Source organism: Streptomyces sp. NPDC058145 (assembly GCF_042884245.1).
Classification (GTDB): domain Bacteria; phylum Actinomycetota; class Actinomycetes; order Streptomycetales; family Streptomycetaceae; genus Streptomyces.
In genome coordinates, this window is sequence record NZ_JBHVUH010000002.1 from 131,809 (window position 1) to 144,107 (window position 12,299).

8 protein-coding genes are annotated in these 12,299 nt (G+C 73.8%); all 8 read right to left on the reverse strand.

Translation table 11 applies throughout. From position 1 onward, the window contains the following. Positions 1-74: 74 nt before the first annotated feature. The 8 genes from ACFVVO_RS04755 to ACFVVO_RS04790 all read right to left on the reverse strand — a co-directional run bounded on the left by ACFVVO_RS04755 (position 75) and on the right by ACFVVO_RS04790 (position 12,269). On the reverse strand, positions 75-2,357 hold the full coding sequence (locus ACFVVO_RS04755; protein ID WP_390051758.1) for a VWA domain-containing protein: 2,283 nt from the start codon (positions 2,355-2,357) through the stop codon (positions 75-77). 101 nt (positions 2,358-2,458) lie between these two features. Further along, a complete protein-coding gene (locus ACFVVO_RS04760) occupies positions 2,459-3,013 on the reverse strand; it encodes a Pycsar system effector family protein (RefSeq protein ID WP_390051760.1) in 555 nt (184 codons plus the stop codon). After that, complete coding sequence (locus tag ACFVVO_RS04765; RefSeq protein ID WP_390051761.1) at positions 3,010-4,674, reverse strand: hypothetical protein; 1,665 nt, start codon at positions 4,672-4,674, stop codon at positions 3,010-3,012. Before ACFVVO_RS04765 ends, ACFVVO_RS04760 begins: the two co-directional genes overlap by 4 nt. After that, complete coding sequence (locus ACFVVO_RS04770) at positions 4,667-7,219, reverse strand: hypothetical protein (protein WP_390051762.1); 2,553 nt, start codon at positions 7,217-7,219, stop codon at positions 4,667-4,669. Before ACFVVO_RS04770 ends, ACFVVO_RS04765 begins: the two co-directional genes overlap by 8 nt. Before the next feature lie 5 nt (positions 7,220-7,224). Further along, positions 7,225-8,052, reverse strand: a complete 828-nt coding sequence (locus ACFVVO_RS04775) for a hypothetical protein (protein WP_390051763.1) — start codon at positions 8,050-8,052, stop codon at positions 7,225-7,227. A 107-nt stretch (positions 8,053-8,159) separates the two neighbouring features. Further along, on the reverse strand, positions 8,160-8,882 hold the full coding sequence (locus tag ACFVVO_RS04780) for a Crp/Fnr family transcriptional regulator (RefSeq protein WP_390052337.1): 723 nt from the start codon (positions 8,880-8,882) through the stop codon (positions 8,160-8,162). Between the two features lie 329 nt (positions 8,883-9,211). Further along, complete coding sequence (locus tag ACFVVO_RS04785; protein WP_390051765.1) at positions 9,212-10,717, reverse strand: cellulose binding domain-containing protein; 1,506 nt, start codon at positions 10,715-10,717, stop codon at positions 9,212-9,214. A gap of 232 nt (positions 10,718-10,949) precedes the next feature. Next, positions 10,950-12,269 (reverse strand): radical SAM protein, encoded by a 1,320-nt coding sequence (locus tag ACFVVO_RS04790; protein ID WP_390051767.1) that lies wholly within the window; start codon positions 12,267-12,269, stop codon positions 10,950-10,952. Positions 12,270-12,299 lie beyond the last annotated feature (30 nt).

The following is a 12,299-nucleotide window of genomic DNA, read 5'->3' on the forward strand; positions in this document are numbered from 1 at the left end:
GCGTACGGCCTGGTGGCCGCGGTGCGGTGTGCCGGGCGGCCGGGGAGCGATCGGGCTCCCCGGCCGCCCCGGCGTCATTCGTAGGAGCTGTAGGCGCTGGGGGTGTCGCTCTCGGGGATGCCGGGCTCGGGGGTGCCGGGCTCGGGGCGGGGGCGGGGTGGCTGCCCGCGGCGCTTCGGCTTCGGGGGACGTTTGTCCTCGCCGAGGGCCAGTTGCAGCGTCTCGGTCAGCGGGACCGGGCCGCGGACGGGCACCAGGGTCCGGCCGCTTCCCTTCTTGCGCAAGACCGCTCCGCCGCCCTTGGGATTGCGCTGGACGGCGTACGGGCCGTGGGGGCGCCGTTCGATGCGGGGGCTGCGGTGGGGTTCGGCGACGGTGAACTCGTACCACTGCTTCTGGCCGTGCCCGGCCTGGTGCTCGGAGAGGACGCTGCCGTCCTCCGCGACCAGCTGCAGGGTCAGGCCGTACGGGTCCCTGGCGCGCCGGCGCTGGCGCACCCGGGCCACGGCCACCAGGACCAGCACCACCAGCAGGGCGGCGGCGCCCAGGATCACCCACTTGTACTTGTCCCAGAAACCCGGTTCGGGCGTCACCCGCACCGAGAGCGGGGACCGTACGAGGGTCCGGTCGTGGTCGGTGGTGTCGGCGACGGTGACGGTGCCGGCGAGCTTGAGCCCGTCGTCGCCGAGACGGTCGCCGAAGACGCCCGCGGGGGCGACCTCGACGGTCACCTTCCGGGTGCCGGACTCACCGGGCGCGAGCGTGATCCGCGCGGGGCTGACGGAGAGCAGCCCGGGCCGGAGGTCGGCCACGGCGAGCCGGAGGGTGTGCGCGGTGCCGCTGGTGTTGTGCACGGCCAGGGTGCCGCTGATCCTGGCGCCCGGGTGGACGTCGGCGGCGGGCAGGTCGAGCGAGGTGGTGACGGGCAGTTGGCCGGGGGCGACCTCGCCGGTCTCGCTGCGGGTGTCGGCGCTGAGCCCGGCGGCGGTCAGCGTGGCGCTCACCTTCAGGGCGCCGCCGGCGTCCTTCGGGACACGCACGGAGCCGGTGAAGGAGCCGTCGCTCGCCGTGGGGTCGGCCGCCTTGCCGTCGTCGGTGAGGTCCAGCTTCAGCGGAGTGAATCCGTCACCGGTGAGCGCGCTGCGCACCCGCAGCCCGTCGTAGTCGCGGGGGTCCTTGATCTGGTAGCCCTCGCGGGTCTGCAGCCGCATGGTCACCTTGACCTCGTCCCCGGCCTGCGGGGAGGGCGGGTCCATGGTGATGGCGCCGCGCAGCTCGCCCTGCCACAGCACGCTGACGGAGACGGGCAGCGAGCGGTGTCCCTCGGGTGCCTCGGCCTTCACCTTCCAGGGTCCGGGCAGCGGGTCGACGATCTTCAGCGCCTCCACCACACCGTTGCCGCCGGCCAGTTCGAAGGACGACTTGCGGTACTTCCCGTGCGTGGGCACCTTGTTGCCCTTGGGGTCGTAGTACGTGATCTCGACCGCGGGGTCGCCCTTGTCGACCACGATGCTGCCCACGGTCGCCAGCGGGGAGATGGCGATCTCCTGGGTGGACGGCGGCCGTTTCGGGTCGGGTCCGCGCTCGTGCCGCAGACAGTGGGCGGCGGCGAAGATGTCCTCGAGCGTGGTGCCGATGGCCGCCGGCTCGACCTTCTTTGGTTCGGGGGTCGCGGACGGCAGGTCGACGCAGCCCTTCTGGTAGCCGCCGGCGGCCATCCGCTTCAGCTCGTCCATGCGCGGCCGGTCCCCGAAGCCGAGCGGCCACACCTGCACGTGCCCGTCCCTGGCCTCCTTCAGCGCCAGACCGAGCTGCCGGTCGCCCTCGTCGTCGCGGTGCGCGGGGTCGCCGTACTTGGGGCTGTCGCCGACGTCCATGTAGCCGTCGGTGAGCAGGAACAGCACACGGGGCTGGGACGGGTCGGTGCCGTCGGTGAGGTCGTGGACGCCCTGGCGTATCGCGCTCGGGAAGTCGGTGCCGGTGCCCTGGCGCTTGGTCCGGGTGCGCAGCTCGGTGACACAGCCGCCGATGGTGTCGCGGCCCGCCGCGTCCAGCGCGGTCCGCGGGCACACCGGGTCCACCGCGCGCTGGCCGTCGGACTCGGCGGCGGCGAAGCCGAAGACGGTGACATGGGACTGGGAGGAGACGTCGCCGAGCGCGATCCGGGCGGCGGCCGCCTTCTCGGCCTTCATGTCCGCGGCGGCGAGGCTCGTGGACTCGTCGACGGCCACGGCGTAGTTGACGGCCGGGAACGCCGGCCGCGTGTCCGCCACCGGCACCGGGTCGTGACCCGGTGGTGCCAGGAGGGCGCCGGACAACGCGGCCCCCGCCAGCACAGCGACCGCGGCGCGGCGCATCCCGCCCCATCGCGCTTGCCGTCTTCCCGTGACTGTTTCCACGGCGGTCCCCTGATTCCTCGTTCGTTTCTGCATGGAGTGCTCGGTAGGGGCGAACCCGCTCAGCGCGGGGTCAGACCCCAGGCCAGGGCCAGCGCCGCCGAGAGGGCGAGCGAGCCCACGCCCCAGCGGATGGCCCGGTACTTGGCGGACAGGATCGAGCTGACGTCGACGGCCTGGACGAGCAGCCACCCGGCGGGGTCGCGCCCGGCCTCGGCCACCCGGGCGGACAGCCCCGCGAGGTCGCGGGCGGCCACCAGGTCACCGAAGTACGTGACCCCGTCCCGGCCGCGCCGGGTGCCGGTGCGCGGCATCACCGCGCCGATCAGCGCGATCACCGCGCCGGCCCAGAGCACCCCGGCAAGGGCCAGCGTCACGTCGGCGGCCCCGCGCCAGCCCGGCGCGCCGTGCCATCCGAGCAGGAAGGCGGGCAGCGCGAGCGTCCCGGACAGCAGTACGGCGGCCTTCGAGTCGGCTCGTCCGAGGTCCTCGCGGACCGTGCTGAGCAGTCGTTCGGCGATGCGCTCCCCCGCCCCGTCGTGGCTGTGCCGACCCCCGTCCGGCACGAGCACGACCGGGGCGGGGGAGGTCCTGGCGGCCTCGTCCTCGGCGGTCATCCGTCCTCTTCCGCCCAGGACCAGCCGTCGTCGCGCGGGCGCCTGCGGCCGCGCGGCGGCTCCCGGTCGTAGTCGTCGGCCGGGTAGGGATCGGGGCGTTGCGCGCGGCCCCGGGAAGGCTCCCGGTCGTAGTCGTCCGCCGGGTCGGGTTCCGGACGGTACGTACGGCCCCGCGACGGCTCCCGGTCGAAGCCGTCGGCCGGGTAGGGCTCGGGCCGGTAGGTCCGGCCCCTGGACGGCTCGCGGTCGTGGTCGTCCGCCGATTCCAGCTCGGGCCGGTGCGTCCGGGCGCGCTGCGGTGGCCGCTCGTAGTCGTCCGCGGGATCGGGTTCCGGACGGTACGTCCGGCTGCGCGAGGGCTCCCGGGGGTAGTCGTCCGCCGGGTAGGGCCCGGGGCGCTGGGCGCGGCCCCGGGAAGGCTCACGGTCGTAGTCGTCCGCCGGGTCGGGTTCCGGACGGTACGTACGGCCCCGCGACGGCTCCCGGTCGAAGTCGTCCGACGGGTAGGGCCCGGGGCGCTGGGCGCGGCCCCGGGAAGGCTCCCGCTCGTAGTCGTCCGCCGGGTCGGGCTCGGGCCGGCGGCGGGGGCGGGAGGGCGGTTCGTCCGTGACGGTGTCGTCGTCCTCGGCGCGGTGCACCTCCCGGGTGGACTCTGTGCGGTAGGTCTCCGTCCGGTAGGTCTCCGCGCGGTGCGACTCGGCCCGGTGGGACTGTCGCCGGGGCGGTTCGTCCGACACCCAGTCCGGGGTGAACGGCCCCTCGGCGGCCGGTTCCAGTTGGCGTGGCTCCCGGCGGGCCGGTACCGCTCCGATGGGCCCCTGGAGCGGGCGGCGCTGGTCCTGGTTGAGCAGGTTGAGGACCTGTGTCTCCACGTCCGCGGCGTGCAGCTCGCCCCTGAGCGCCATGGTGTAGAGCCGGTCGACCCGCTCCCGCTCGTCCTGCCGGCCCTCCTGGCGGATCTTCTCCAGGAAGTCCTTGGCGCCCTCGGGGTCGGCGGCCAGCATGAAGCTGAGCTGCTCCAGCTCGCCGCCCTGCAGCATGCGCCGGAACGAGTCCTGGCGGACCCGGGTGACCTCGGCGTCGGCCTGCGCCCCCCGCCGCTGTTTCGCGTACTCGATGGCCTCGTCGTTCACCCCGAGGCGGACGTACAGCCGTACCCGCAGGCCGAGTTCACTGCCCAGGTCGCTCCAGCGGCCGCCGACGCACTCCCTGGTGATGACGCGGTTGGCCTGTTCGGCGTCGGTCACCCGGTAGGTCAGGGTGATCTCGCGCAGCCGTTCCAGCACCGGGGAGGTGAGCCGGGCGGCGACATCGGTCACGACCTGGACGGCGGCCAGATAGGGGTCGGTCACCTCCCACTCGATGTCCACCTCGGCCTTGAAGAAGCTGGTGCCGCCGGCGGCCGGCAGTTCGAGCTGGAGCGGCGAGACGTACGTGCCCTGCGCGATCTCGCAGACGTTGTACGGCCGGGCCAGCGTCCGCTTGTCCACGTGCCGCACCCCGGAGACGGTGATCACGCTGTGGCCGCCGTTGCGGTAGAACAGCACCGAGGCCTTCTGCGCGCTCGCCGCCGGGAAGGCGCCGACCGGGGCGTACTCCTGCAGGAACGGTCCCGCGGGCACCGGGCCCCTGGCCGCCGTCTCGTCCTCGTCCTCAGCCATGCGTGTCCTCCTCGCGGGTCCTCTCCCGGCGCGTCCGCTCCCGGCGGTCCGGCCGCCGCGGCGTGACGGCGAGCCACCACAGGTCGCGCGCCCGCGCGTCGGGGAGGGGGTTTTCGGGGTCGTTCATCATGTGGCGCAGCAGCCAGTCCAGCCGCCGCTGGTCGTGATCCTCGGTGGCCAGCGCGGGCAGCAGTGCCGCGAGCCCCGGCCGGGTCCACTCGGTGCCGTCCTTGCGGACGGCGGACCGCAGCAGACGTTCCAGCGCGTCCATCGCCACGTCCCTGGCCCGGGCCGTGTTGAGCGCCGTCCACATCAGGTCGGCCATGGGGCCGACGAGTTCGGGACGACTGTCGGCCAGGGCGAGCGGCAGCGGCCAGTCGTCCCGGTCGGCCAGCGGTGCGTCGGGGTCCTCCGTCAGGACCTCGTCCACCGTGGTCAGCGACAGCCGTACGGTGGTCACGAGGCCCAGGTCCTGGTACGGCTCGCGCTTGTGGTGGGTCCACTCGGCGATCCGCGCGAGCACCTGGTCCGCGTCCGGCAGCGCCAGCAGCCGGACGACGTTGAAGGAGGCGACCGCGAGCTGGGCCCCGTCGTCCCGGACCCCGATCCTGGCGAGCGTTTCCAGCGTGTCGTCCATGGTGGCCGCCGCGTTGCCGTAGCCCAGCGCCATCGCCGCCGTCCAGCGCAGCGCGTTGGTGCCGTTGCGGCTCCAGTCGCCGACCAGCCGGTGCACCGTCTTGCGGTGGGTGTCGTGGTCCGCGGCCTGGTCCAGGGTGGTGGCCGCGAAGATCCTGCGGCGGGGCGTGGCCGCCTCGGCGAGCGGCCGCACCAGCTCGGTGTAGCCGTAGTCGAAGTCCCGTACGCACAGTTCGCCGGCGGCCACCGCTGCGCGCATCCACACCTGGGAGCGCGGATCGTCCGCGAGCAGCCGGAGCCAGCGCACCACCGGCGCCCGGACCGGGAAGTGCCGGTCCCACAGCTCGGTCAGCACCGCCGAGGGCAGGGCGGTGCCCCGGTACCAGATCAGCCGGGCCGGGACCTCGCCGCCGGCCACCTCGACCCGGCCGTCGGTCACCTCGGCGCGCGAGAGCGCCAGGTCGGCCTCCGGGTCGTCGCAGAACAGCGGGCGGGCCGGGGTGTTGTCCGGGTCGCACTGGACGGACAGTTCCCAGGTCAGCAGGTGGGCGGCGGCGGCCACCGCGCTGTGCGAGGCACCGCCCAGCACGGCGAGGGCGATCCGGAACGCCACCGGGTGGAACAGGGTCGCCGTGTCCGGGCGCCCCGCGCCGGTCTCGGTACCGGCCGGCCGTGCCGTCAGTGCCCGGTCCACCCCGGCGAACCACTCCTGGACCTGGCTCGCGGCCAGGCTCCGGCAGCCGGCCAGCAACTCCTCGTAGGAGATGTCGCCGAGCACATGGCCGGCCAGCAGGGACGCGAGCAGTTCCGCCTCCGCCGGGCGCAGGTCCTTCAGCCCGACGACGCCCTCGACCTCCTCGCGGGCCCACAGTTCCTCGGCGCGGGCCAGCAGCTCGGCCGGGCCGGGGCCGCCGTCCGGTGCCGTGGCCGCGTGGCGCTCCAGCCGTTCCAGCAGCCGGGTGCGCAGCAGTTCGTGGGTGGGCGCGGGCGGGCAGAGCATGCCGTACCGGCCGGCGAGCAGCGCGTTGGCGGCCGATCCGACGGTGACGACGATCACCGCGTAGGCCTCCCGGCGGTCCAGGGCCGCGGCGAGCTCGTCGAGGTCCATCTCGGCGGGCGGCAGCGCGCCGGGCCGGGTCAGGGACAGCTCCAGCAGGTAGCCGGTACCGCTCGGTGTCTCCTCGCCGTCGCCGCGGGAGTGGTCCAGCGACGCGGCGAGCTGCCGCACCCCGCCGTCCGGGTCGACCCGCCGCACCCGCGATCCGGTGCCGGGCTCCGGGGCCTCGTCATTGGCCGAGGCGGTGGTGACCTCGTCCAGGAGGGAGAGCGCCGTACTGGTCCGCCCGGTGCCCGGAGCGGCGCCGAGGACCAGCAGCCGGCGGGCGCGCAGCGCGTTGCGCAGCCGTATGTAGCCCTCCGGCTCCACGTGGACGCGGCGCAGCCGGCGCAGTTCCTCGTCGGGCACGGGCCCGCTGCGCATGCCGGCGCCGGACCGGCGGGCGTCCAGGCGCAGGTTGATGTCGCCGATGTGGGCGCTGCCGATGTACGAGTGGTCGAAGCTGGTCAGGTCGCGGCCGACGTCGAACAGCGTCCGGGTGGCGCGGCGGGCCCGCGCGGCGGCGGCGAGATCGGTGGGGCCGTCCTCGTTCTGCTCCGCTGCGAGGGGGTCGCGGGTGTACTCCTTGAACCGCCCGGCGGCGCGCTCCCGTTCGCGTTCGCGTTCCTTCTCCCGCTCGGCGGCCTCGTCCTCGGCGCCGTCGTCCTTGCCGGCCCTGCCGTCGGCTTTGCCGTCGTCGTCGCGGGCCTGCCCGTCGCGGCCCTTCCTGTCCTCGGGTTCGGGCGAGCGGTCCTGGCCGGGCTTGTCGGGGGCGTCCTCGGCCGGGGCGTCCGGCTGCTTGTCGTCGCTCATTCGCCTCAGCCCTTCCGCCGCTCGTTGTCGCGGTCGGTGATCCGGCCGATGTGCACGGGCTGCTGGTAGACGTTGTCGTGGTGCTCGGACATGTCGCCGTGCACGGTGTACTGGTTGCCGGACGGGCGCTCCCGGGCCGGACCGGCCGGCCCCGGGGCGGGGGCGTCGGTGCCCGGCGCCGGTCCGGGGTCGGGCCGCGGCGCCTCGGTGGCGGTCCCGGGCGGGGTGTCGGCGGGGATCTCCGGGGCGGGCAGGCCCGGCAGATGGCACCAGGCGGTGACCTCGCCCTCCTTGAGCCGCAGCCGGGCCCGGGAGTACTGCTCGGGTTCGATGAACTTGCCGCCGCCGCTGACCACGTCCTCGTACAGGGACTGCGAGGTGACCAGCACCAGGTCGGCCCCGTTGGCGTCGAGGAGGCGGCGGGCGACGGCGGAGTCGGCCAGCCGGCAGGCCAGGTCGACCGCGCGTCCGCTGATACCCCGGTCGTCGTGCCGGACCGGGCCGACGTGCATGCCGACGCGCAGTCCCAGGGGCACGCGCAGACCGCGGTTCTCGTCCCGCAGTTTCTCGCGCACCTCGACCAGCCACAGGCCGAGCAGCCGGCTCACCGCGATGCGGCCCGTCACCGCCACGAGCACACCGTCCCCGCGGTCCTCCAGGTGGAGGGCGTCACGGGGCACCGAGGCGTGGGTGAAGGCCGACTCCAGCACCCGGTAGATCCGGGCGCGCATCCGCGGCTTGTCGACGTCGTCGTACTCCCCGGACCGTCTGGCGTCGACGCTGATCACCAACTCGTAGTGTTCCTCGGTGATTTCCGGTGCGTCGTGGTTCACCCGTGCCCCCCGCAGTGCTGTCCGCTCGTAGATGAGGTGTCGTCCCAACAGCGTCGGGCCCGGGACGCGGGGCCGTCTGTAGCCGTTTACACACGGCGGGCGGTGCGTTACTCGTGATGGCCGTCCGCGAGGAGGGCCAGCAGGGCCGGATCGAGGATCTCCACCATCCGGTTGCCGGTGCGCACGATGCGCTGGGTGCGCAGCAGCCGCAGGGCCTTGGCGACGGCCTCCCGGGTGGCGCCGATGGTGGCGGCCAGCTCGTCCTGGGCCAGGTGGACGACGGACCCGGCGGGCGGGGGGCCGGACGGACGGCCCGCCGCGGAGGGGGTGTAGGGGCCGGCGGGTTCGGCCGCGGAGAGTTCGCTGAGCCGGCCGGCCAGGCGCTGCAGAACGGTGAGGGAGGCGAGCGCGGACCGTTCCTGGTCGGCGCTGCGCAGCCGGGAGGTGAGCTGGCGTATCACCAGTCCGCTGACGCGGGGATGCAGGGCGAGGAAGCGCCGGAAGGCGTCCCCGGATATGACCTGGGCCTCTATCGGGCCGAGGGCGCGCACGGTGGCACTGCGCGGATGCGGGTCCAGCGCGGCCATCTCGCCGAGCAGTTCACCGGGTCCGCGCAGGCCGAGTATCAGCCGGGTGGCGCCCCGATCGGTGGAGACGGAGACGGTGACCCAGCCCTCGATGAGGATCAGCACATGACTGGAGCGGTCGCCCTCGGTCAGAAGGTGGGCGTCGGGCGGGAAGTGCTTCCGGTTGCCGAGGGCCATGGCGCCCTCGCGCTCCGGTGCGGACAGAGACTGCGCGAACGCAAGGTCATTGCCGAGCAGCCCCATGGCCACGCCCCCCGCCGCAGTGCCGATGGCCGGTTTTTCGATGGCGTTGATGGTGGCAGAACACCGCTTCCGGGCGAGTGAATTGCGCCACATCGGGGGTACCGTCCGGTAATGACGGAACTGCCAGGTAGGTCGTCCGGGCAGCGCGTATCCAGGGCGCGGACCGGCCATCGGGCGCGGCGGCGCGAGGCCCTTCCGGCCATCGGCGTCGATCGACTACGGCGAGGTCAGACCCCCCTGGGGGTGACACCTCGCATAAATGCGTCAAGTCGGCGAGCGGGGAGATTTGGCGAGAACTCGGGTTTTCCGCGAGCGTGGCGGCGCGGATTTCAGCCTGCCGCGCAGGCCTCCCCGTTGAGCGTGATGTCGTACGGTGTCCGGTTCCGGTCCCGCCAGGACGCGGTGAAGCCGAAGGACAGCGAGGAGTGCGCGGCGACGGACCTGTTGTAGTCGGCGGCGGTGGCGGTGACCCGGGAGCCGTCCTGGTGGGCGGACGCGTCCCACATCTGGCCGACCTGCTGGCCGTCGCGGAAGCTCCAGGCGACCTGCCAGCCGGTGAGGGTCTCTGCGGTGGTGACGGTGACGGTGGCCTGGAAGCCGTCGGGCCACTGGTTGACCAGGTCGTAGGCGACCCGGCAGGTGGGGGCGGGGTCGTCCGGGCGGGTGGGGCCGGCGCCGGCGGTGCCGGAGGAGGTGCCCTGGGGTTCGGGGTCGGGGTTCCTGGTCTGATGCCGGGTCCGCGGAGCGGTCGCGGAGGGGGCGGCGGAGGCCGGTTCCCCGGGCGCGGACTCCCCGGATGCCGATTTGCCGGGTTCCGGAGAGCCGCCCGTGACCGGGAACGTGCCGGGGTCGGCGACCGGCTGACGGTCGTCGTTGGCCGCCGCCCGGTCGTCGCCGGAGCCGCCGAACGGCATCATCGACACCCCGAGCGCCAGCGCCGACAGCAGGACGGCCGCGGCCAGCAGACCGCCCCGCAGCGTCCGGCCGCGGCCCGCGTGCTCCTCCGGGTCGCCGCCGGTACCGGCCGCGACCGGGTGGCCGGCACCCAGCCGGACCTCGGCGGCTCGCCGCCTGCGCTCCAGATACGCGAGGCCGCCCCAGCCGACGACACCACCGGCGATGGCGGCGGGCAGACCGCCGCCGTGCAGGCGCAGACAGGCCGCCGCCTCCGCGCACCGCGCACAGGTGGCGAGGTGCCGGGAGAGGTCGGGCGGCGTCTCGGCGCCGGCCGACCGGGTCACCGCGTCCAGCAGCCGGGCGTACGCCCGGCACTCCGCGTCCATCGGCGAGTCCAGGTGCGCGCGGTGGCAGCGGCCCCGGAACAGGTCCCGGACCTGGTCGAGTTCGTCGGCCACCGTGGTCGGGTCCAGGCCGAGCCGGCGGGCCACGGCGGGCAGCGGCAGCGCCTCCACCTCGGCGAGCCAGAGCAGCGCGGCGTCCGACTCCCGCATGTCCCTCAGGCCCCGCAGCGCGACCGGCCGTCCCGGCGGCGGCCCGGCGAACCTGGCGGCCTGGTCGGAGTTGAGCCACAGCCGCAGGTCCGGGTCCAGCTTGTGCCCCTGCCCGCCGGCCTCCCAGCCCGCGGCCGTGTTCCGTACCGCGGTGAGCAGTTCCGGGATCGCCGGCAGCCGGCCCGGGCGCCTGCCCGGGCCGCGCCCGGGGAGGTTGCCGGCGGCCCGCAGCTCGCGCATGCCCGACGAGAAGGCCTCGGTCGCGAGCTGATGGGCCGTCAGCGATCCGGAGGTGCACAGGTCGGCGTAGCTGAGCACCGCGTCCCAGCACTCCGAGAACAGCTCCGCCTCGGTGGCGTCCTGGGGGGCCGGCAGGTCGGGCATGGCACTCCTGCATCCACGAGCGAGGGTCAACTCACCGCATACATAAGGGAGTTGGGGAAACCCCGCGGCGGGCAGGAGCCTTTCACGCCTCCGACACAACTGACAAGCGCCATGTTCAAATCGAGTGATCACGACGTCGCGCGCCGTGACCGCGGCCGGGCCCGCCACTCCCGCCTCTCATACGGACGCGGGCCCTGTTCCGCTCACCGTCCGGCCGGCCACTTGCCGGCGATCAGACCTCCGCCGGCTCCTCGACGGGCAGGCTGTCCATGAAGGAGCTGACGGAGAACACCGCGCGGCCCGGTCCGGGCGGTCCGTAGCCGGGCGGCGAGGAGAGCCCGAACTCGTCCATCGTGGCCCGGTAGGCCTCCAGCAGCCGGATGTGGTACTCCAGCGGCGCGCCCTGCGGGTTCGCCTTGCCGAGCGGGGTGGTGGGCTCCGGGCACCAGGTGGTGAAGCGGGGCGTGATGCCGTGCGACATGAAGAAGCGCAGGCCCTCGGTGGTGGACGCGATGGCCTCGTCGACGGAGGTGAAGCCGAACGGCTCGGCCATCTCCACGCCCGCGACGAAGTTCGGGATGACGTTGCGCGCGCCGAAGACGTCGGCCGAGTCCAGGATGCGGCGGTGCCACTCGTCCCGGCCGACGTAGCGCTCCTTGCCGGGGCAGTACAGCTCGAAGAGCCGGCGGTCCCACACCTCGAAGTTGGGGTGGTAGATCTGCACGCCGTAGTCCTTGAACCGCTGCACGTCCGCCTTGGGCAGCGCCTGCGCGACGACCTTGCCGATCCAGCGGCCCGGGAAGCGCTCCTCGATGGCCTTGGCGTAGTGGCCGTAGAAGTCGGCCTCGTCACGCCCGGCGACCGTCTTGGTGATGGCGCCGCCGGTGAGGGTGTAGGCGGTGGACGCCTTCTGGGTGTCGTACCGGTCGATGATCTCGAGGGCCTCGAGCACCTCCTCGACGTCCTTCACCCCGGTGTACGGCCGGCCGGCCGCCTTGTGCTGGCGCCAGTTGTGGTTGATGTCGCAGTACTGGCACTCCTCCTTGGCGCCGAAGTACTGGCAGACCCGGAAGACGGTCAGGTAGATCAGGTAGCCCCACTGGATGGTGGGGGCGACCTCCATCACGGACTTCCCGTTGGAGAGGGTGTGCCGGTAGTACTCGGGCATGGGCGGCACGCCGACGTCGGCGATCCGACTGCCGTCGAGGTACAGGCCGAGCAGCCCCTCCTCGTCGGCGGCGACCCGGTACGGCGAGGCCGGATTCACCCGTACGGAGACGACGGTGCGCCGCAGGTCGTACGGGCCGCCCGTGAGGATGATCTCCTCCGGGGGCCGGCGCAGCGCGGCCTCGCCCAGCTCGGGCAGGGTGCCGTGGTCGAAGGAGAAGATGAAGTACGACTTCGGCTTGACCTCGCCGCTCTCGTTGTCGCTGAGCGCGGTGGCGTCGAAGGCGACTCCACCCCGGAGCAGGTCCTCCTTGAAGACGGCCTCCCGCGGCACATGCGGGAAGCGCTCCATCAGATCCTCGACCAGCGCGGTGCGGCTGCCCATCCGTCATCTCCTCCCGGCTCAGGCGTTCGG

What these genes read in the sequence shown, in the direction of transcription:
- ACFVVO_RS04755 (WP_390051758.1), bottom strand. Translation starts at nt 2,357, where the DNA reads ATGCGCCGCGCCGCGGTCGCTGTGCTGGCGGGGGCCGCGTTGTCCGGC.
- ACFVVO_RS04770 (WP_390051762.1), bottom strand. Translation starts at nt 7,219, where the DNA reads ATGAGCGACGACAAGCAGCCGGACGCCCCGGCCGAGGACGCCCCCGAC.
- ACFVVO_RS04780 (WP_390052337.1), bottom strand. Translation starts at nt 8,882, where the DNA reads ATGGGGCTGCTCGGCAATGACCTTGCGTTCGCGCAGTCTCTGTCCGCA.
- ACFVVO_RS04760 (WP_390051760.1), bottom strand. Translation starts at nt 3,013, where the DNA reads ATGACCGCCGAGGACGAGGCCGCCAGGACCTCCCCCGCCCCGGTCGTG.
- ACFVVO_RS04790 (WP_390051767.1), bottom strand. Translation starts at nt 12,269, where the DNA reads ATGGGCAGCCGCACCGCGCTGGTCGAGGATCTGATGGAGCGCTTCCCG.
- ACFVVO_RS04765 (WP_390051761.1), bottom strand. Translation starts at nt 4,674, where the DNA reads ATGGCTGAGGACGAGGACGAGACGGCGGCCAGGGGCCCGGTGCCCGCG.
- ACFVVO_RS04785 (WP_390051765.1), bottom strand. Translation starts at nt 10,717, where the DNA reads ATGCCCGACCTGCCGGCCCCCCAGGACGCCACCGAGGCGGAGCTGTTC.